Genomic DNA, 18,244 nt, shown 5'->3' with positions numbered 1-18,244 from the left:
CGCGCCGCGGCGCCCGCCGACGGCCTCGAGGACGTACGGCGGCGGTGGGAGGAGGGCCTGTTCACGGAGCGGGTGGCGCTGCTGGCGTCGCTGCGCCGGCGCGCGCCGGCCGACGGCCTCGCGCTGCTGGAGAGCGGTTGGGCGGCGGAGCGGGCGGAGGACCGGCTGGTGTTCCTCGACATGTTGCGCGAGGGGCTGTCGGCGGACGACGAGCCGTTCCTGGAGCAGGCGTTGTCCGACCGCAGCCGCAATGTCCGGGCCACGGCCGCCGAGCTGTTGTCCGCACTGCCCGGTTCGGCGCTCGCGTCCCGGATGGCCGAGCGCGCCCGTCGCTGCGTCACCCTGGACCGCGCGCCCGACGACGTGCCGGAGGCCGGTCCGTTGCTCGTCGTCGCGGCGCCGTCGGCGTGCGACGCCGGGATGCAGCGCGACGGGGTGGTGGCCAGACCGCCGTCCGGGCGGGGCGAGCGCTCCTGGTGGCTCGGCCAGGTGGTGGAGGCGGCCCCGCTGGAGGGCTGGCGCACGTGGTTCGGGGGCCGCGAACCGGCGGAGATCGTCGCGCTGCCGGTCGCCGACGGCTGGCGCACCGAGCTGCACGACGCCTGGTGCCGCGCGGCGGTGCGGCAGCGGGACGCGGCCTGGGCGCGGGCGCTGCTGGGCGCGCCCACCACTCCGCCCGTGTCCGCCGACGGGACGGAGGGCGGTTCGGCCCGGGATCTCGCGAAGCTGCTGACGGTGCTGCCGGACGACGAACGTGCCTTGTGGGTGGCCGAGTTCGTGTCGGCGCACGGGCTGTCCGACGCGTTCCGGATGCTGGGGGCCTGCGCGGTGCCCTGGTCCGAGCCGCTGGGCCGGGCGGTCGTCGACGCGCTGGACATAGCCCGGGACGCGGGCAGCTACCCGTGGAGTTTCAGCGGGGTGATGGGCCTGGCGGAGCGCTGCCTCGATCCGGCGGCCGCGGACCGGCTGGACATGCTCACGGCCGTGGTGGACGACCCGGAGGGCGCCTCTCCGGGCTCCGGCGGCTACTGGTCCGAGGCGTTCCAGCGCCTGGTCGGCACCCTGCGTCTGCGGGCCACCCTGCACGCCGAACTCGCCGGCCGTCCCGAGCCCGCCGCCACCGCGCCTACGGAAACCGGCCCCGGCCACACACCGGCCCCCGGCTCCCCCACCAGCACCTCATGATCCGGGCCGCAACAGTCGCACCGCCCGCCCCGGGGTCCGCCCCGCATCCGGCCGTGGCAGCGCCGGACTCCGGGCCGGTGAAGGTCCGCCCGCCGCCGGTTCGCCCGGTCCGCGCGCCGCCTTCCGGGGCCCGTCCCTCACACGGGCCCCGGAAGGTCGTCCGGTACGGGGTCAGACCGCCAGCGGGCGGATGTTCGCGGTGACCCACTCCACGATCGAGGTGGTCGTCGCCCCGGGCGTGAAGATCTCCGCCACGCCCTGCTCCTTCAGCAGCGGGATGTCCGCCTCGGGGATGATGCCGCCGCCGAAGACCTTGATGTCCGCCGCGTCGCGCTCCTCCAGCAACGCGAGCACCTTCGCGAACAGGGTGTTGTGGGCACCGGAGAGGATGGAGAGCCCGATGGCGTCGGCGTCCTCCTGGATCGCGGTGTCGACGATCTGCTCGGGGGTCTGGTGCAGCCCGGTGTAGATGACCTCCATGCCGGCGTCGCGCAGTGCCCGCGCGATGACCTTGGCCCCGCGATCGTGCCCGTCGAGGCCCGGCTTGGCCACCACGACACGGATCGGCCCCGAGATGCCGCCCTGGCCCCCCGCTTGCGCTCCGTCACGCGCCACACCCATCACTGCCTCCAAGCCATGCACGGCACGCGTCGTGCGGTGCCGCCGAGCCGACAACCGATCGCGCGACCGCGATCGGCGGCCACGAGTGAACGAACGTTATCCCCAGCATCCCGCACCGGGCCGTTCCGCGACATCCACCGAGGGGGAAATCACACACGGGACACGCCTGCTACGCACGGTGTTCGCCGGCAGGCCACGTCACCACCGACCGCCACGCGCCGCCTCGACACCGGTCGGCACGGCGCCGGGCCGACCCCGGCTCCGGGCCGCGGCGATACTGCTGGGACTCCCCGGCACCACCGGGGCGATTGAACAACCCTGAGACGATCCAACACCAGCGAGACACCCGAAACGGATGGGACGATCCGATACCTGTGGGACGCCTCGTCACCCCCACCGCATCGAACATTCCTCGAACCTGGCGCCAAGAACACGCATGCCCACCGCCGAAACGCGGCCAAATGCCCGCTGCCGCCGATGCTGAAACCTGTGGACGATTGTCGCCGCCGCGAACCGCCCGGTACAGTCGCCGCTAATTCTCCTGCTGCCGAGGCGAAAGAGAAGTCGGTGGTGAACAACCGTCACCCGTCGGAGAACCCGTATCCGACCGCCCCGGATCCCGGCGCCTTCTGTCCGCCGGGCCCGGCCCACACCGCCTCCGGGCAGCAGCACCCTCCCGCCCACGACGGCGCGGACCCCCTCTTCGGCGCCTTCCCCGGCGCCCACGACGCCAACGGCCCGTACGCCACCGCCCCGCACACCGCGGACGGCTACCCGGCGACCGCCGCCTACGACTTCGGCCCGCTCGGCGCGGACGCCTTCCCGCCCGGCCCGTACGACACCACCGCCCACGGCGCCCCGGGCACCTACGACACCACCCCCTACCCCACCAACGCCTACGGTTCCGTCGGCTACCCGCACGACGCGCAGGAGACCGCGGCCTACGACCCGTACGCCCACCACACCCACGGGGACCCCGTCCACGGCGACCCCTACGGCACCGGGGCGTACGGCACACGCGACGACGGCACCGCCCCGTACGCCGCGGGCCCGTACGGCACGGACACCTACGGCACCGGCTTCGCCGCCGGGACGACGGCCACCGCGCTGCGGGAGGCCGACGACCACGAGGCCACCGCCGTCTGGGCCGCCGTGCCCGAGGATCATGAGGCGACCGCGATCTGGGCCGCCGTGGAACCGGAGCTGTTCCCCGGCGTCCCGCCGCAGTCCGGCCCGGCGCCGGACGCCGCGTACACGGGCGACGCCTACGCGGGCGACGACCGGTACGAGGCCCCCGGCCCGCACTCCCCTGCCGCCGCTCCCGATGCCGCCGCTGCCGTCGCCGACGCGCCGACCCAGATGACCCCGGTCGTCCCGCTCACCGCGCCGTCCGACGAGGGCAGGAGCGCCGGTGGCCGGAGCCGCCGCCGTACGGCGAAGCGGTCGGCGCTGCTGACCGTCGCCGTTCCGTCGGTCGCCGCCATGGGGGTCTGCGCGGTCGCCGCGGCGGGGGTCACCGGGTTCGGCGGGGACGACAAGGGCGACACGACCGCCAAGGCCGCACCGGACACCGGCGCCGGCACCGTCCGGGCCGCCGCCGCGAACAAGCAGCTCGACAGCCAGCTCACCGGGCTCAGCGCGGGCGCCGACGACTTCGCCGACCGGGCGAACCGCGCCCAGGAGCGCATCGACCTCAAGGCGCGGCAGGCCGCCGAGAAGAAGCGCAAGGAGGAGGAAGCGGCCCGGAAGGAGGCCGAGCGCCCGAAGTTCCTGCTGCCGGTGGCCCAGCACGGGCTGAGCGCGATGTTCGGGCAGGCGGGCGTCAACTGGATGTCGGTGCACACCGGCATCGACTTCCCCGTCAGTTACGGCACGCCCGTGAAGGCGGCGACCGACGGGACCGTACGGACGCAGTGGAACTCCGCGTACGGCAACATGGCCATCGTCACCGCGCCCGACGGCACCGAGACCTGGTACTGCCACCTCAGCAGCACCAGGGTTCGCTCGGGGCAGGTCAAGGCCGGTGAGCAGATCGCCTACTCCGGCAACTCCGGCAATTCCACGGGCCCGCACCTGCACTTCGAGGTCCGCCCCGGCGGCGGCACCCCGATCGACCCCCTGCCCTGGCTCCGCGCCCACGGCCTCGACCCGAACTGAGCCGGGGCGCCCGGCGGCCGGAGAACCGACCGGCCGCGGGCGCGTACGGGCCCGGCGCCACGGCCGGGCCCCGCGGCCCCGTCAGAGCTTCTCGACCGGCGCGTACCGCAGCAGCAGCCGCTTCGGCTTCTCCCCGCCGAAGTCGATCGTCGCCTCCGCGTTGTCGCCGCTGCCCTTGACGGCCATGACCGTGCCGAGCCCGAAGCTGTCGTGCGTGACGCGGTCGCCGACGGCCAGCGACACCACCGGCCGGTCCTTGGCCCGGCGGGTCGCGAAGCCGCTCGGCCCCTTGGCCCGTGCCGACGACAGCGTCGCGCCGATGCCGCCCCCGCCCGACAGCCCGCCCATCGACGCGGAGGGCGTCGCCGGTCCCGTGCGCTTCCACTCGACGTAGGTGTCGGGGATCTCCTCCAGGAACCGCGAGGGCGGGTTGTACGAGGGCTGGCCCCAGGCGCTGCGCATCGTCGAGCGGGTGACGTACAGCCGCTCGCGGGCGCGGGTGATGCCGACGTAGGCGAGCCGGCGCTCCTCCTCCAGCTCCTTGGTCTGGCCGAGGGAGCGCATGTGCGGGAAGACGCCGTCCTCCATGCCGGTGAGGAAGACGACCGGGAACTCCAGGCCCTTGGCGGTGTGGAGGGTCATCAGCGTGACGACGCCGCTGCCCTCCTCGTCCTCGTCCGGGATCTGGTCGGAGTCGGCGACCAGGGCGACCTGCTCCAGGAAGTCGGCGAGGGTGCCGGGATTGTCCTCGTCGCGGTCCTGTTCGAACTCCAGGGCCACGGCGGCGAGTTCCTGGAGGTTCTCGATCCGGGTCTCGTCCTGCGGATCGGTGGACGCCTGGAGTTCGGCGAGGTAGCCGGTGCGTTCGAGGACGGCCTCCAGGACCGTGGCCGGGCCCGCGCCGGACTCGACGACGGTCCGCAGCTCCTCCATCAGCGTGTTGAAGCGGCGGACGGCGTTGGCGGAGCGGGCGGCCATTCCGTACGCCTCGTCGACGCGGCGCAGCGCCTGCGGGAAGGTGATCTTCTCGCGGGCGGAGAGGGCGTCGATCATGGCTTCGGCGCGTTCGCCGATGCCGCGCTTGGGGACGTTGAGGATGCGGCGCAGCGGGACGGTGTCCTCGGGGTTGGCGAGGACGCGCAGGTACGCGAGGACGTCACGGACCTCCTTGCGCTCATAGAAGCGGACGCCGCCGACGACCTTGTAGGGCAGCCCGACCCGGATCATGATCTCTTCGAAGACACGGGACTGGGCGTTGGTGCGGTAGAAGACGGCGACATCGCCGGCCTTGGCGTCGCCGGAGTCGGTCAGCCGGTCGATCTCGTCGGCGACGAACTGGGCCTCGTCGTGCTCGGTGTCCGCGACATAGCCGACGATCTTGGAGCCGCTGCCGGCGTCCGTCCAGAGGTTCTTGGGGCGGCGGTTCTCGTTGCGCTCGATGACGGCGTTGGCGGCGTGGAGGATCGTCTGGGTGGAGCGGTAGTTCTGCTCCAGCAGGATCGTGGTGGCGTCCGGGTAGTCCTCCTCGAACTGGAGGATGTTGCGGATCGTGGCGCCGCGGAAGGCGTAGATCGACTGGTCGGCGTCACCGACGACGCACAGCTCGGCGGCGTCCTCCCCGGGGCCGACCAGCTCGCGGACGAGGGTGTACTGGGCGTGGTTGGTGTCCTGGTACTCGTCGACCATGACGTGCCGGAAGCGGCGGCGGTAGTGCTCGGCGACGTCCGGGAACGCCTGGAGCAGATGGACCGTCGTCATGATGATGTCGTCGAAGTCCAGGGCGTTGGCCTCGCGCAGCCGTCCCTGGTACATGCGGTACGCCTCGGCGAGCGTCTTCTCAAAACCGTCGGCCGCCTGCTCGGCGAAGGTCTCCTCGTCGATGAGCTCGTTCTTGAGGTTGGAGATCTTCGCGCTGAAGGACTTGGGCGGGAAGCGCTTGGGGTCCAGATCGAGATCACGGCAGACCAGCGCCATCAGGCGCTTCGCGTCGGCCGCGTCGTAGATCGAGAAGGACGAGGTGAAGCCCAGCTTCTTCGACTCGCGGCGCAGGATGCGGACGCAGGCGCTGTGGAAGGTGGAGACCCACATGGCGTGGGCGCGCGGGCCGACCAGCTCCTCCACGCGCTCCTTCATCTCACCCGCGGCCTTGTTGGTGAAGGTGATCGCGAGGATCTGGCCGGGGTGGACATGGCGCGCGCCGAGGAGATGGGCGATGCGGTGGGTGAGCACCCGGGTCTTGCCGGAGCCGGCTCCGGCGACGATCAGCAGCGGACTGCCGGTGTGGACCACGGCCGCCCGCTGCGCGTCGTTCAGCCCCTCCAGGAGGGTCGCCGGATCGACGGCGGGCCGGGCGGCACCGTCGCGGTAGTACGCGTCCCGGTGCGCCGGAGCGTCGAACCTGCCGCCGAAGAGGTCGTGCGGGACCTCCTCCGGGGCCGGGCCGTGCTCGTCCTCGGGCGGCGGCGGGGGCTCCTCGTCCGGGGGGCCGAGGTCCGCCAGGAAGCTGTCGTCAAAGAGGCTGCTCATCGCCCACCGAGTCTAGGCCGCCCCACCGTCAACCGGCGGCGGAGTCCGGACAACGGGCGCCGCCCGGCCCGCCCGGCATACGGGAGCGGGGCCGCACGAACCATGTCGTGCGGCCCCGCCCCTCGGACGTACCGGCCCCGCAGGGCCCTCCGCTCAGGTCCAGAGCACCGCGATGAAGATGTTGAGCATGGTCAGCCCGCCGACCGCGCCGAAGACCGGCTTGGCGACCTTCTCCTCGTCCCGCTTGACGTAGACCAGCGCCAGGATCACCACCAGCACGGCCATCTTCACGCCGATCTTGATGTTGTTGACGCTGTGGCCCTGGGCCTGGTGCAGCCCCACCAGCACGATGCCGGTCACCAGCATCGTGAGCGCACCGTGCAGCATGGCCGGCACGATCCGGGCGGCACCCGCCCCCATCACCTTCATCTGGGTCAGGAAGCCACCCAGGAGCGAGGCGATACCGATGATGTGCAGGCCGACGAAGACATGGGTCAGTACGTCCATATCACGGATGGTATCCGCCGCCCCGCACACCCTTTCGGGCAGGTGGGCCTTCCGGACGGGAGGCCCTGGACGGCACGGGGCGAGGTGATCAGCAGCCGTCGTCCTTGGCGGCCCTCGGGAGGAAGTCCTGGAGGAAGATCGCACTGAGCAGTTGCCGCTTTTCGGTGTGGTCCGGGTAGAACCCTGAAATACCCATGACGTAGCTACCCTCCTTGCCCTTCTCTCCTCCAGGGGAATCCTTGGGACAATCCGCCACTCCGTATACCCGGTTCTGGTAATGAGCGAACTTCCCGGAACCATCCACACCGATCGCCGATTCGCGAATGCCACGGTATTTCTGAACGTAACGCTTCGCTGTGACCTTCTCCGTGGGGCGAGCGACAGATACCAGCATACTCAGCGCGCCGTCGACCCTGACCTCGCAGTACGAGAGTTCTTTTCCGTCGTTCAACTTGTCTTCCGCGATCTTGAGCACACGCCCAGGACGCAGCAGAGGGCGCACCTTCTCCTTGCTCACGGGAACGCCGCACAGCTCCGACGGAATCGCGTAATCCCGCCGCTCGCCCTCCTTCTGGACACCGCACCCCGTCACCAGCAGACCGATCGACATCATGGTGGCCGCCACGGAAACGCCGTATCGCCGCCCCCTGCTTCCGACGACGGCCCCTCGCACTCCGTCCGCACACTCATCCATGGCGGCTGTCCTCCCTCTTCGCCCCGACGGCATGCCCGTCCGCCGCCTCACGGGAGGCAACTCTCTTGAGGTCACGCAGCGTGTCAGGACTACAGTCCCCGTGCTTTCCGGCCTGCTCCACCGCTGCTTGGGCCGACCGGCGCGCTTCCGCCTCGCCCAGCGTGTAACGCTCCCCCGCTTCGTACTGCGCCGCATCGGTGGTGTCCCGCTTAATGCTCTTCACGACGCTTTCCTGGATCTCCTCGATCCCCCACCCCGCGATGTCACTGACACCCGGCGTCTTGATCGAGCCGGCAGCCATTCCCAGCCCTCGCCCGATCCATTTGATCCCCTTCTCTCTTTGCTCATTGAACGCTTCGTCGTTGGCCCGATGCGTATCAAATATTGCCTCCGCACGCGCCTCGCTCATGATTCCAGAAATGATCGCCCCAGGCTGGACTGCGCTCGCGACTCGCTGCGAAACGGAAACTTCGGAATCCGTGCGAGCGTTCATCGCCTCATTCACCAGCGCAGCAGAGTATGCCTGCTGCGAAGCGGTGATCGAAGAATAGGCCGCAGGGTCCTGGCCCACCTGGGAGAGAAAAGCACTCGTGGCTGCGGGATCCAGGTGAGCGGCAACACCATGAGTGGGCAGGCCGTTGTCCATCGAGATGGCCCGCTGCACATCCCCCATGTACTCGGCGGCGATGTTGCCGAGGCTGTCGCGCATGACCTCGAAGGGGGCGCCGTCCTTGCCGTTCAGCAGGGCGGGGCCGTCCTTGCCTCCGAACTTTTCCACCACCTGCTGCGCGAGTTTCGCCTGTTCCGACGTGTGCCTGGGTGACGGCGTGTTCGAGGAGTCCTCCCAGTCCCGGCCCGTGGTGGCGGCCTCAAGGGCGTGCCCCAGCGCATCAGGGAAGGCTTCCGACGAGCCGTTGACATTGGTGTTGGTTCCGGGAAGGTGGTCGGTGTCCAGGCCGGTGAGGTAGTCGAGGTAGCTGCCCTTGTCCCCGATCTTGGCGAGCTTCCCCGCCACGGTCCCGTCGTCGCGGTACTCGTGCATGGGGCCGGTGAAGAAGTCCTTGGCGGCTTCGGGACTGTGGCCAAGGGCCTCCATGACCCCGTTCAGAGGCTCGTTGTCACCGCCACGGTCGCTGGTCGGGTCGAAGTCCAGCGGACTGGAACTCATGGGGCCCTGGTAGTAATCGAACATTCCCGGATGCCGCTGATTCAGCTGCGTCACATGTTCGGCGATGGGTGCGAGGAAGTGCGAGTCGTACTCCCCTCCCTGGCGGAGCAACCCGCCGAGGAGCTGGTAGCCGTAGACCCCGTCCTCGGACATCTTCTTGATGTTCCAGTTGTCCAGCACGACACGCTTGTCCAGCTGGATGCGCTCGGCACCGACCTTGCGCAGCTCGGCCGACCAGCTTTCCGGAAGGTGGGGCTTCCGGTCGGGGTCGGTGGCCGTGGCCAGCGTCTTGCCCATGCCCTCCTGAAGGTCCGCAAGGAGGCGCTTGCGCGTATCGCTCTGGCCGGCGGAAAGGAGGATGTTGCCGTACTGCCGCAGCGACTTCTCCGGCCCGAGCTTTCCGTAGAAGGTCGTGGCGAACTCGGGGTCGTCCCGCCTCCGGGCAAGGATCCTGTTGAGTTCCTTCAGCTCCGCTTCCGAGAGCTTCGACCCCTTGTTGAGCAGGTCGGCCGCGTAATCGGCGTCGGCAGAGTCCAGCGAGGTATAGACCTTGGAGTTGAAATCGCTCTTGTCGGAGCCGACGTTGTGGTTCAACGCCCGTGAAGCACTCGCATCGATTTCGTCGGCCTCGTCCAGGACCGAACCGATCAGGGCCCGGACGATGTCCACATTGCTCAGATTCCCGGCCCCGCCGAAGGGGTCGCCGCCCTCTTCCTCTTCCGTCGACGTGACTTCTCCTGTGCGACTGACGTGCACTTTCCGCTTCTTGGCCTCTTCGTCGACCAGCCTGTGCAGGTTTCGCTTGCACTGCTCCAGATCGGTGTGCGCGCCGGCCAGCACCTTCTGGACCGCCCGGGCCTCGGTCTCGGCGTCCTTTATCTCCTGACCGGTCGACCGCACGAGTTGGGAAGCGGATTCAGAGGTCCCGTCGGAACCCCTCCAGCCGGCTCTCTTGAAGGGCTGGTCCACTCTGCCGGACATCTCGTCCGCCAGCGCCTTGAACTTGTTCGCCATGTCACCCCACTCCTCGGCGGCGCTTTTCAGCCTGCCGAGGTCGAGGTTGTAAAGCTGTTCAAAAGTGGGCACGACTCATGACTCCCTGAGCGAATCAACCGAAGGGGCTGGCACCCGGAGGCGGCACCGATGCGATCTGTCGCACATTGCCGTCCTCGGTACGGGTGTAGTTGTCCGCCGTGGCGATACATTTGTCGTTCAATGCAAGGCATTTGTTCACCAGCGAAGCGGTCTGACTCTTCCAGGTTTCGAGTGCCTTTTCCATCGCCGTCCCCAATGAACCGTCCCAGGACCCGCCCTTCAGCGTGGAAGCGGCACCCCTCGTGGAGTCCTCGGCCCGCGAGCCTGCCGTTTTCACGTCGCCCGCCATTTCATTGGCCCCTCGCCCCGCCTGCTTCAGTGATGCCGGATCATCGACCTGCGTCGTACCGGAACCATTCGCCCCGTTGGGCATGACCGCGAATCCCCCCGTTTCCCGCACGTGAATCCTGCACGCGAAATTACCCAACAACATACCGCTGGGTAAAGTTTTCCCCATGTCCGTGGCGGCGTCACCCTAACACAGGGCGAAGTGAAGCTTTTATGGGATGGCGGGCGGACTTCACCCGCCGGACCTGGAATTCAGGAAGAAAACCGGCCACCGCCCTGGTGTGCTACGACGCGGTCCGCGTACGGAGCGGGCGGCCCCGTGATCCAACGGCCGGAAAGGCATGAATCCCGGCGGCCGGGCAGGGGAGGCGCCTAGTGTCGCGCCCATGACACAGGGGCAGCGGATGGATTGCGTCGTCGGTGGTCGTCCTGGGGACGGGCTTGCCGAAGTGGTCGGGGTGTGGGTCGAGGGGTGGGCGCGGACCCGGGGGACGGATATGCCGGTGAGGGTGCGTGGCGGGTAGCGGATCGAGGTGGGGCGGCCGGGGCATCGGGCGCGGTATGTGCTGCCGGGGGTGGTGCCGGAGGTGCTGCGGGACGTGGTGAGGAAGATCGACGGCCCGGACGTCTGGCTCAAAGTGTGTGCCGGGCGGGAGGTGGTCGAGGCGTTTCTGCCCGACGGGTGGGCTGTCAGTGAGCCGCCGTATTTGATGTCCGTCGATCTCATGGGGGCAGGCCGTGCGGGGGCCGGGCCCGAGCTGCCGCCCGGTTACCGGTGGGAGGCTCTGGACAGCTCCGGCGCGTGGGAGGTTCCGGACGGAACCGGTCGGCGGGAAGCCCTGACCGATATCGCTCGGCGGGAAGCCCGGCACGACACCGACCGCCGGGAACCCCCGCACGACACCCTCAACACCCCCGGCCCCACCGCCCCCGGCCCCATCGAGGTCCGAGTCCTCACCCGTACCGGCGCCACCGCGGCGAGCGGCCGGGCCGGCTCGTCGGGGCGGGGGCCGGTGAGGGGCTCCGTTCCGTTGTCTTCGACATGATCGGTACGGAGGACGGGCATCGGCGGCGGGGGCTGGGGAGTGCGGTGATGGCGGCGTTGTCCGCGTGGGGTGTGGGGCAGGGGGCGCGTCAAGGAGTGCTGGTGGCCAGTCCGCAGGGGCGGGCGTTGTACGAGGCGTTGGGGTGGCGGTTGTGTGCTCCGGTGACGGAGGCGGTTCTCAGGGGGTGAGTTGACCGCTGAGCCAGCGGAAGATGTCAGGGACCTGGTTCTTCCACACGACCGAGGTGTGGCCGCCGGCGTTCGCCGGTATCTCCCGGACGGTCACCGTGGTGGGCTTCTTCGCCAGTTGCTGGAGGGCGAGGCCGGCCTGGTAGCCGTCGCCCGAGGCGCCCGAGACGTAGAGGGCCGTACGGGGCGGGCGGCCGGCGGCGTTGGCGGCCTTGAGGAGGGTGAGGGGGTTGGTCCCGGTGCGGAGCTCGGGGTCCCGGCCGGCCAGGGAACTCGGTTCGATCGCCGGGTCGTTGTAGCCGGACATGGCGACGGCGGCGCGGTAGCGGTCCGGGTGGGCGAGGGCCAGTTTGGCGGCGCAGTGGGCGCCCGCCGAGTAGCCGGCCAGTGCCCAGGACCCGGGTCCGTCGCCGGCCCGGAACGTGTCGATGATCATCTGGCGGACGTCGACGGTCAGCCAGCTGTCGGCGTTGACCTTGCCGGGGATGTTGACGCAGCCGGTGTCGGCGTCGCCGAGGAGCGTGGTGCGCGGCGCGACCAGGATGAACGGCTTGACCTGGCCGTTCTCCATCAGCGGTGCGAGCTGCCGCCCCGCGGCGAGCGTGCCCATCCAGGACTTCGACGAGCCCGGGTAGCCCGGCAGCAGCTCGACGACCGGGAACTTCTTGTCGCGGTACGCGGGGTCGTCGTACTGCGGCGGCAGCCAGACGTACACCTCGCCGCTGACGCCCGAGATCTTCCCGTCGAGGCTGGTCATCCGCACGCCGGGGCCGACCACCGGGTCGTCGGCGGGCCGGAACGGCTGGGGCGCGTGTGACGCGTCCTGCACCTGCCGTCCGCCCATGCCGTCCGGGCCGAGGTCACGGGCCGCCTGGACGTGGTCGCCGGTGCCGAGGAGGTCGTCCCAGGAGTCGTAGAGATTGTTGGCGTTGTTGACCAGGACGAAGACCAGGACGACAGCGGTGACCTGCGCGAACAGCAGCATGACGAGCCGGGCGGCGCCGCGCAGCAGACGCGGCCCGCCGACCCGGCCCCACAGGGCGAGCGGCAGCACCAGTGCGACGGCCAGCAGCGCGATCGAGGTGAGGAAGAAGGGCGTACCCGTCAGGCTCATCGGTGATCTCGCTTCCAGGACGTGTGCACGGTCGACGTGGGCGTGGTGACGGCCCCGCCGTCGGCCACGGGCCTCTCCGCGCGGTGAGATGGCGATCCGGCCGTCCGGGGTTGCCTGGAGGCGCGAACGGGTTATGGGTGCGGCGGTGTCCTGGACGCCGTTACGGCTGGTGGCGGGGCGTCCCGCGGTGGCCCGGGGTGAGCGGGGTCACCGCGGAACGGCTGGCCGAATCCTTGCGGAGTCCCCGGGCGGCCCCGTCACACCAGCCGGCGGGCGGTCGCCCAGCGGGTGAGTTCGTGGCGGTTGGAGAGCTGGAGCTTGCGCAGCACGGCGGAGACGTGGGACTCGACGGTCTTCACGGAGATGAACAGCTGCTTGGCGATCTCCTTGTACGCGTAGCCGCGGGCGATCAGGCGCAGCACCTCGCGTTCGCGCTGGGTGAGGCGGTCGAGGTCCTCGTCGACGGGCGGTGCGTCCGTGGAGGCGAAGGCGTCGAGGACGAATCCGGCCAGGCGCGGGGAGAAGACCGCGTCGCCGTCGGAGACCCGGAAGATCGCGTCGACCAGGTCCTTGCCGGTGATCGTCTTGGTGACGTAGCCGCGGGCCCCGCCGCGGATGACGCCGATGACGTCCTCGGCCGCGTCGGACACCGACAGCGCGAGGAAGCGGACCGGGCGGTCGGGGGCGGACATCAGGTCGGAGCAGCGGCGCAGCACCTCGACGCCGCCGCCGCCGGGCAGATGGACGTCGAGGAGGACGACCTCGGGGCGGGTGGCGGTGATCACCGTGACCGCCTGGTCGACGTCGGCTGCCTCACCGACGACCTCGACGCCGGTCTGGTCGGTCACCCCGATCTCGGCCTGGACGCCGGTACGGAACATCCGGTGGTCGTCGACGAGGACGACCCGTACGGTGCGTTCGCCGCGGCCGTCGGCCGCTCCCACGGCCGCGGCGCCGAGGTGGGGTGCCTCGCCCCGCGCCGGGCCGCCGTTGGTGTCGTGGGGGGCCACGCCCTGCTGTGCGCCGTCGCTGTTCATCTCTTCCGTCCGTCCCTCGGTGTCTGCCGGTTCATCATCGCGTGAGCGGGGCCGCCGTGTCCCGTCAGGGACGGACGGCGGCCCCGGCCGCGGGCGGTCACGTGGCGCGTTCCATCTCCAGCTCGACCTCCGTGCCGCCGCCGGGTACGGAGCGGAGCCGGGCGGTGCCGCCGTTGCGTTCCATGCGGCCGATGATGGACTCGCGGACGCCCATGCGGTCGGCGGGGACCGCGTCCAGGTCGAATCCGGGGCCGCGGTCGCGTACGGAGAGGAAGACCGTGCGGCCCTCGACCTCGGCGAAGACCTGGACGGGGCCGCCGTCGCCGCCGTACTTGGCCGCGTTGACCATCGCCTCACGGGCGGCCTGCATCTGGGCGCCGAGGGCCTCGTCGAGGGGGCAGTCGCCGACGACGACGACCTCGATCTGGACGCCGTGGTGGTCCTCGACCTCGGCGGCGGCGGCGCGGACCGCCTCCGCGAGCGTCGACGGTTCCTCGTCCTCGTCCTTGCCGCGGCCCTCGGGCTTGTACAGCCAGGCACGCAGCTCACGCTCCTGGGCGCGGGCCAGGCGGGCGACCTCCCGCGCGTCGTCGGCGTTGCGCTGGATGAGGGTGAGGGTGTGCAGGACGGAGTCGTGGACGTGGGCGGCGACCTCGGCGCGTTCCTGGGCGCGGATGCGCATCAGCCGTTCCTCGGAGAGGTCCTGCATCAGCCGGACGAGGTAGGGGCCGGCGAGCAGGGCGATGCCGACGACGACGGCGAGCGCGGCCTGGAGCACGGAGCCGAGGTGCCCGACGGAGCCCTGGAGCACGACGATGCCGGTGACGCCCGCGCCGACCAGCAGCACCCCGGCCCCCCCGCGCAGCACCGGGAGGACGCCCTTGCGGCGGCCCATCTCCAGCCACTGCGCGCGGCGGGCGTTGTCGGCCTGCCGCCAGACGAGGGCGACGCCCGCGCCGATCAGCAGGACCGGCCAGAGGTAGCCGTTCCCCGGGCCGAGCTGGACCTTCGAGGCGATGATCGAGGCGCCCATCAGCAGGGCGACCAGGGCGACGATCTGCCCCTTGTCGAACCGTTTGGCCGGCGGCCGCAGGCTGCCGTCCACCGGGGCGGGACGCCGTTCCTCCACCCCGCCGAGGCCGAGCGGCACGAAGAACCAGAACGCGGCGTACAACACCGCCCCCATGCCCTCGACCAGGAAGAGGGCGACGAAGACGACCCGGACCCAGGGGACGGGCAGACCGATGTGCCCCGCGAGGCCGCGGGCGACACCGCCGAGCATCCGCCCGTCGGCGGCGCGGTAGAGCTTGCGCACGGGCGGTTCTTCGGGGTCCTGCGACGGGGCGTGGCCGGTCCCGGTACGCGGTGGGGCACTGGTCATGCCCTCGATCGTCACACGGCGGCCGGGGCGGGGGCATCAGGGGAGACCCTGAGTTGACCCCGGCGCCCCGGCCTGCCGTGGCACCGGTCAGTGCCGCTTACGCCAGATCGCAGGCCCTGCTCGCGTCGTCGCTCTTGACGCCGAGGTCCACCAGCTCCGACCAGCATGCGGCGTCGCCCACCGGGCCCCCGGGGGACGACCCGACGGAGCATGCCTTCTTCACTCCCGGGCCGACCTTGTAGCCCTTCTTGGCCAGGTAGTTCGTGCACGCTCCGGTCGACGCCGAGGCAGGCGTCGCCAGGGCCATGGGCAGGGCCGTCACGATCAGGGTCAAAGACGCGGCGGCGGCTGTACGGCGCAGCGCTCCGCCTCGGCGCTTCGTGCGCATCTTGTCGTTCATGGAGCTTTCCCCCATTGATTCTTTCCGACTCGGTTTCCTCACCGAGTTCACACCGGTCATGCGCGTGCTCAGGACACTTCGGCCGGATGGGCACCGGAATCCGAGAGCGCCCGGCAGAACCTACCGCACCGGTGATACGCCCTCTGTTGATTTTCTTACGACCGCAGGGCACCTCGGGCGGAACGTGAGGCCGAATCCCTTCGGCAGAGGGTTTGCGTCGTTACTGCGGGAATTGATTCCGGACAATTTTCGACGCAAAAAGGGCCCGCGTCCGGATGTCGCAACGCGACCATCGGCGGCCTTTACGCAAAGGGCCCGTGGCCCGCAGCGCTCAGCCTCTGGACTCCAGCCTGCGGAAGCCGTCCTTCACGTGCGAGAAGACCTGCTCGAACTTCGACCAGTTCGCGGACGGCGCGGAGACGTAGATGGCGTATTCCTTGCCGCCCTCGCGGCCGAAGCCGAGGTCGATGCCGCGGTACTGCTCCCGGGCGTGGCCCTGGAAGGTGAACTCCCAAATGGCTGCCGGATCGCCCTGGAAGCTGGTGTCCTGGAGCCGGTCGCGCTTGTAGACCGGATAGAGCTCCTTGAAGTCCGACTCGACGGCCTTGAAGTGCTCCACCTGGTCGGCCGAGGCGAAATCCAGGGCGCTGATGGTCAGCCGGCCGAGTTCGGCGTCGGAAAAATATATGACCTGCCGCCCGCCGTCCTGCACCTTCCGCGTCCAGCCGTCCGGCACGGGGAACGAGACGCCGATCGCGCGTTCCTGGACACGGTGGAAGCCCTTGGGCGTGGGAGGCAGGGGGCCGACGCTGTGCTCCGGGACCCCGGGCATCACCGGGGCGACCTCGTCGGACCAGCCCCCCGCGGCCTGCGCCGGGGTGTCGTACTGGCGGACCAGGTACCAGGCGGTGCCCGCTCCCCCGCCCACGGCCAGCACGCCGAGGGCGCTCCAGGCCGCGACGCGGGTACGGCGCTTGCGGCGGCCCGGTACGGGGGCGGCGGGGCCGGTGGCGGGCACCCCGGTGTCCTTCGTACCGCCGGTGTCCGTGGTGCTCCCGGTGGGGGCGTTCGTTCCCGTGGCGGTCGGCTCCCCGGGGTGCACGGGGACGGCGGGGCGGGTGGGGTCCTCGGGGCCGACCGTCCCGGGGCCGACCGTCCCGGGGGCGGCGGGCGTGAGTGGCGCCGGGCGGCCCATCAGGGCGGTGTCGGCGTCCTTCTCCGCCGCGCGCAGGGCCTGTTCGACGGCGTCGGCCGTCGGACGGTCCTCCGGCTCCTTGGACAGCAGCGCCTCGATCAGCGGGGCCAGCGGGCCCGCGTTGCGCGGCGGCTCCAAGGGGTCGACGGCGATGGCGTACGCGATCTCGACGGCGGTGTTCTTCCGGAACGGCGGGCGTCCCTCGACGGCCTGATAGAGCGTCGCGCCCAGGGCCCACAGGTCCGAGGCGGGCCCGGGAGTGCCGCCCTTGACGCGTTCGGGGGCCAAGTAGTCGATGGAGCCGACCAGTTCACCGGTCTTGGTGAGGGTGGAGGTGCCGGTGGCGACGGCGATCCCGAAGTCGGTCAGCACGATCCGGCCGTCGTCGCCGAGGAGGACGTTGCCGGGTTTGACGTCACGGTGCAGCACCCCGGCGGCGTGCGCGGCGCGCAGTGCGGCGATCATGCCGCGGCCGATCCTGGCGGCCTCGCGCGGCGGCACCGCGCCGTGGTCGAGCGCCGCCTCCTTGATGGCGTCACCGAGCGTGGTGGACGGCACGTACTCCATGACGATGCAGGGCAGTCCCTCGTCGTCGACGACGTCGTGGACGCCCACCACATTGGGGTGGTTGATGCGCGCGGCGGCCTGCGCCTCCCGGGTGGTGCGTTCGTGCCGGGTGGCCAGTTCATCGGCGTCCAGCTGGGGCGGGACGTGGAGGCGCTTGACGGCGACCTCGCGGCCCAGGATCTCGTCCCGGGCCCGCCAGACGGTGCCCATACCGCCCTGCCCGATCCGTTCGAGCAGACGGTATCGCCCGGCGACCAGCCGCCCCTCGTCCACCGAAGCCGCCTCCCTCACCCCGCGCCCTCCGGAAATCCGTACGTATTCAGGGCGCAACCTTAGTCGGCGCCCATGACCCGACGGCCTCGCCCGCACGCGCTTTTCCCCACGTCTGCCCGCACGTTTCGGGGGATAAGGGGAATAGGGGGCGGGGAAGCTCACGGGGGTTCAGGGACGGGGCTCCGGTAAAGGTCCGCGCGGCCCTCACCCGTGCCCCACCGCCGATCGGTGGATCTCAGGGATCGACCAGGGTTCTCACGGATGCCGGGGGCGGGGCGGGCTTGTCACCATGGAGGGCATGAACGCAGCTGCCCCCGCCGGGGAACCGGCGTCCCCCGACGCCCCCGGTCCCGTACCGCCGCAGCCCTCGCAGCCGCCGCTGCGCCGCAGCCGGCGGCAGAAGGTGGTCGCCGGGGTGTGCGGGGGGCTCGGCCGTCAGTGGGACCTCGATCCGGTGGTCTTCCGGGTCGTGCTGGCCGTCCTCTCCGTCGCGGGCGGCGTCGGCCTGATCGCCTACGGCTTCGCCTGGCTGATCGTCCCCCTCGACGACGAGGACGAGAACGAGGGCCGCAAGCTGCTCTCCGGGCGTGTCGAGGGGCAGGCGCTGACGGCGCTGCTGCTCGCGCTCGTCGGCTGCGGGCTGTTCCTGACCACGCTCGGGCAGGGCGCGCTGATGTTCTTCACCATCCTGGTGCTGCTGGCGACGGGCGGCGCCGCGTACTGGTCGCGGCACCGGGCGCGGGCCGAGGGCGCGGGCCCGATGGACCCGGCGACCGCCCAGGCCGTCGCCGACGCCCCACCG

At 70.9% G+C, this 18,244-nt stretch carries 15 protein-coding genes; 4 read left to right on the top strand and 11 right to left on the bottom strand.

Translation table 11 applies throughout. The features are described 5' to 3' along the window. Positions 1 to 1,185 (top strand): DUF5691 domain-containing protein (locus AC51EU_RS15410; protein ID WP_496267489.1); only part of this gene is annotated, 1,185 nt, incomplete at its 5' end. 171 nt (positions 1,186 to 1,356) lie between these two features. Here AC51EU_RS15410 and AC51EU_RS15405 read toward each other — a convergent pair. Continuing rightward, entirely contained in the window at positions 1,357 to 1,806 is a 450-nt protein-coding gene (locus AC51EU_RS15405; RefSeq protein ID WP_496267488.1) for a cobalamin B12-binding domain-containing protein, read from the bottom strand. 570 nt (positions 1,807 to 2,376) lie between these two features. Here AC51EU_RS15405 and AC51EU_RS15400 point away from each other — a divergent pair. Next, entirely contained in the window at positions 2,377 to 3,963 is a 1,587-nt protein-coding gene (locus AC51EU_RS15400; protein ID WP_496267490.1) for a M23 family metallopeptidase, read from the top strand. 81 nt (positions 3,964 to 4,044) lie between these two features. On the opposite strand, the gene pcrA is transcribed toward AC51EU_RS15400, so the two are convergent. From pcrA to AC51EU_RS15375, 5 genes are all read right to left on the bottom strand, one after another. Further along, positions 4,045 to 6,489: a DNA helicase PcrA gene (gene pcrA / locus AC51EU_RS15395; RefSeq protein ID WP_496267487.1), complete on the bottom strand. Its 2,445-nt coding sequence runs from the start codon at positions 6,487 to 6,489 to the stop codon at positions 4,045 to 4,047. Between the two features lie 153 nt (positions 6,490 to 6,642). Further along, positions 6,643 to 6,996, bottom strand: coding sequence for a hypothetical protein (locus AC51EU_RS15390; RefSeq protein WP_496267486.1), 354 nt, complete (start codon positions 6,994 to 6,996; stop codon positions 6,643 to 6,645). 88 nt (positions 6,997 to 7,084) lie between these two features. Beyond that, positions 7,085 to 7,621, bottom strand: a complete 537-nt coding sequence (locus AC51EU_RS15385) for a hypothetical protein (protein ID WP_496267485.1) — start codon at positions 7,619 to 7,621, stop codon at positions 7,085 to 7,087. A 61-nt stretch (positions 7,622 to 7,682) separates the two neighbouring features. Next, positions 7,683 to 9,944: a hypothetical protein gene (locus tag AC51EU_RS15380; RefSeq protein ID WP_496267484.1), complete on the bottom strand. Its 2,262-nt coding sequence runs from the start codon at positions 9,942 to 9,944 to the stop codon at positions 7,683 to 7,685. Positions 9,945 to 9,966: 22 nt separating this feature from the next. Next, the gene (locus AC51EU_RS15375) at positions 9,967 to 10,326 is read right to left on the bottom strand and encodes a type VII secretion target (protein ID WP_496267483.1); all 360 of its coding nucleotides are present in this window, start codon (positions 10,324 to 10,326) and stop codon (positions 9,967 to 9,969) included. 690 nt (positions 10,327 to 11,016) lie between these two features. Between AC51EU_RS15375 and AC51EU_RS15370 the strand changes: the two genes are divergently transcribed. Next, positions 11,017 to 11,475 carry a GNAT family N-acetyltransferase gene (locus AC51EU_RS15370; RefSeq protein ID WP_496267482.1) on the top strand — a complete coding sequence of 153 codons (459 nt, stop codon included), beginning with the start codon at positions 11,017 to 11,019 and terminating at the stop codon, positions 11,473 to 11,475. On the opposite strand, the gene AC51EU_RS15365 is transcribed toward AC51EU_RS15370, so the two are convergent. From AC51EU_RS15365 to AC51EU_RS15345, 5 genes are all read right to left on the bottom strand, one after another. Continuing rightward, positions 11,465 to 12,589 (bottom strand): alpha/beta hydrolase, encoded by a 1,125-nt coding sequence (locus AC51EU_RS15365; protein WP_496267481.1) that lies wholly within the window; start codon positions 12,587 to 12,589, stop codon positions 11,465 to 11,467. The two genes, AC51EU_RS15370 and AC51EU_RS15365, sit on opposite strands and share 11 nt — an antisense overlap. Positions 12,590 to 12,846: 257 nt before the next feature. Then, a complete protein-coding gene (locus AC51EU_RS15360; protein ID WP_496267480.1) occupies positions 12,847 to 13,626 on the bottom strand; it encodes a LuxR C-terminal-related transcriptional regulator in 780 nt (259 codons plus the stop codon). Positions 13,627 to 13,723: 97 nt separating this feature from the next. Next, complete coding sequence (locus AC51EU_RS15355) at positions 13,724 to 15,007, bottom strand: PspC domain-containing protein (RefSeq protein WP_496267479.1); 1,284 nt, start codon at positions 15,005 to 15,007, stop codon at positions 13,724 to 13,726. A 97-nt stretch (positions 15,008 to 15,104) separates the two neighbouring features. Then, positions 15,105 to 15,407 (bottom strand): hypothetical protein, encoded by a 303-nt coding sequence (locus tag AC51EU_RS15350; protein ID WP_496267478.1) that lies wholly within the window; start codon positions 15,405 to 15,407, stop codon positions 15,105 to 15,107. 331 nt (positions 15,408 to 15,738) lie between these two features. Next, the gene (locus tag AC51EU_RS15345; RefSeq protein WP_496267477.1) at positions 15,739 to 17,460 is read right to left on the bottom strand and encodes a serine/threonine-protein kinase; all 1,722 of its coding nucleotides are present in this window, start codon (positions 17,458 to 17,460) and stop codon (positions 15,739 to 15,741) included. A 280-nt stretch (positions 17,461 to 17,740) separates the two neighbouring features. Here AC51EU_RS15345 and AC51EU_RS15340 point away from each other — a divergent pair. Further along, positions 17,741 to 18,244, top strand: a 504-nt coding sequence (locus AC51EU_RS15340; RefSeq protein WP_496267476.1) for a PspC domain-containing protein, incomplete at its 3' end; no start/stop codon positions are given.

The organism is Candidatus Streptomyces philanthi, assembly GCF_059553635.1.
This window is presented reverse-complemented; position numbering and strand designations above follow the sequence as displayed.

What these genes read in the sequence shown, in the direction of transcription:
- AC51EU_RS15355 (WP_496267479.1), bottom strand. Translation starts at nt 15,007, where the DNA reads ATGACCAGTGCCCCACCGCGTACCGGGACCGGCCACGCCCCGTCGCAG.
- AC51EU_RS15390 (WP_496267486.1), bottom strand. Translation starts at nt 6,996, where the DNA reads ATGGACGTACTGACCCATGTCTTCGTCGGCCTGCACATCATCGGTATC.
- AC51EU_RS15350 (WP_496267478.1), bottom strand. Translation starts at nt 15,407, where the DNA reads ATGAACGACAAGATGCGCACGAAGCGCCGAGGCGGAGCGCTGCGCCGT.
- AC51EU_RS15405 (WP_496267488.1), bottom strand. Translation starts at nt 1,806, where the DNA reads ATGGGTGTGGCGCGTGACGGAGCGCAAGCGGGGGGCCAGGGCGGCATC.
- pcrA (WP_496267487.1), bottom strand. Translation starts at nt 6,489, where the DNA reads ATGAGCAGCCTCTTTGACGACAGCTTCCTGGCGGACCTCGGCCCCCCG.
- AC51EU_RS15365 (WP_496267481.1), bottom strand. Translation starts at nt 12,589, where the DNA reads ATGAGCCTGACGGGTACGCCCTTCTTCCTCACCTCGATCGCGCTGCTG.
- AC51EU_RS15375 (WP_496267483.1), bottom strand. Translation starts at nt 10,326, where the DNA reads ATGCCCAACGGGGCGAATGGTTCCGGTACGACGCAGGTCGATGATCCG.
- AC51EU_RS15360 (WP_496267480.1), bottom strand. Translation starts at nt 13,626, where the DNA reads ATGAACAGCGACGGCGCACAGCAGGGCGTGGCCCCCCACGACACCAAC.